The organism is Piscirickettsia litoralis (assembly GCF_001720395.1).
GTDB classification, from domain to species: domain Bacteria; phylum Pseudomonadota; class Gammaproteobacteria; order Piscirickettsiales; family Piscirickettsiaceae; genus Piscirickettsia; species Piscirickettsia litoralis.
Genome location: NZ_MDTU01000004.1, coordinates 133,285 through 134,605 on the forward strand (window position 1 = coordinate 133,285; position 1,321 = coordinate 134,605).

Annotated in this window: 2 protein-coding genes and 1 pseudogene; all 3 read left to right on the top strand. The window is 35.0% G+C overall.

What is annotated here, in order from left to right:
• The first annotated feature begins 219 nt into the window (after nucleotides 1-219).
• A complete protein-coding gene (locus BGC07_RS17275) occupies nucleotides 220-573 on the top strand; it encodes a type II toxin -antitoxin system TacA 1-like antitoxin (RefSeq protein WP_069314306.1) in 354 nt (117 codons plus the stop codon).
• Nucleotides 533-1,081, top strand: a complete 549-nt coding sequence (locus BGC07_RS17280; RefSeq protein ID WP_069314307.1) for a GNAT family N-acetyltransferase — start codon at nucleotides 533-535, stop codon at nucleotides 1,079-1,081. Before BGC07_RS17275 ends, BGC07_RS17280 begins: the two co-directional genes overlap by 41 nt.
• A gap of 82 nt (nucleotides 1,082-1,163) precedes the next feature.
• Nucleotides 1,164-1,321: pseudogene (locus BGC07_RS17285) on the top strand (IS6 family transposase); the annotation flags it as partial.

A 1,321-nucleotide genomic window follows, 5' to 3' on the forward strand; every position in this document is an offset into this window, starting at 1 on the left:
TGTTTATGAGGTTATACTGCTAAAAAAACTTTTGCCTCCGCCAATAACTTTGATTAACTACTGATTAATCATAAAGTTATCTTTCACGCTCTAAGTATTTTCAGCAATCTCAACCGGACTCTTGATTGTGCACATAAAACGGGATACAATACAGGGGAACAAATGTGGACCACATATAGTCTATTATTAATGATAGAAACAGACATATGAGGTAACAAAATGGGAAAAACAATGAGACAAGAAGCGGAAATAAAAGTAAGGGTGACAGCTCAAAAAAAATCACACTATGTACATGTTGCTGAGACGAGCCATGAGGGCACACTATCAGACTTTGTTAAATCTGCTTGCGATTTTTATGCTGAATACCTAGAAGCTGAACAAAGAAAAGCTTTAAAAGATGCAATGACATTTACAGACGAAGATGTTATGAAAATTAGCAAAGCTCTATCTCAACCAGCTAAAGATAATAAAGCTTTAAAAGACTTTATGACAACAGATCATTTAAACCATGATGGGCTACAAGAAAAACTAAATGACTATCACCATAGAAAGACTAAATCCAAAAAAGCATAATCGTAACGATTTTAATTGTGGTGAACCAGAAATCAACACATTCTTAAAAAGATATGCTACTCAAGCTCAGAAAACAAAAACAGGGGACACTTTTTGTGCTATAGACTCCACCAACCCATCAACTATTCTAGGTTACTACTCAATATCCCCTATAAATGCTGACGTTTTCCAAAATATTAAAGGACTTCCAAAGCGGCCAAATCATTGTTTGCTTATAGGAAAACTAGCCGTCGACCTAAATTTTCAGGACCAAGGCTTAGGGAAGTTTTTAATACACCACGCATTTAAAACAGCTATATTTGGAATGCCTTCGATATTTTGCGCTGTCATTGTTGATTTAAAAAACACCTCTAAACAACTAACCTCTTTTTATTCAAAATTAGGATTTTATGAATTAACTGAAAAGCGCTGGTTTATACCAATGAAAGAAATAGAAAAAATATTCAGATTGATGTCTGATAGGCCAGTTTATAATGGATTAATCCATTATAACTTATTGCAGCTCTAAGCCAGAAATATATGGCAATTTTTATGGTTCTATCTCAATTTGAGCTGATGGTATAATGCTGATTTTTGTTTAAGGTGTAGTCATGATCAATTTCAGCGGCCGTCATTTTAAGAAAGACCTGATCATGATGGCCATTCGGTGGTACATCGCTTATACGCTAAGCTATCGTGATATCGAAGAGCTTATGGCTGAGCGTGGTATTCAAGTTGATCATTCAACGATTCATCGTTGGGTTGTTGA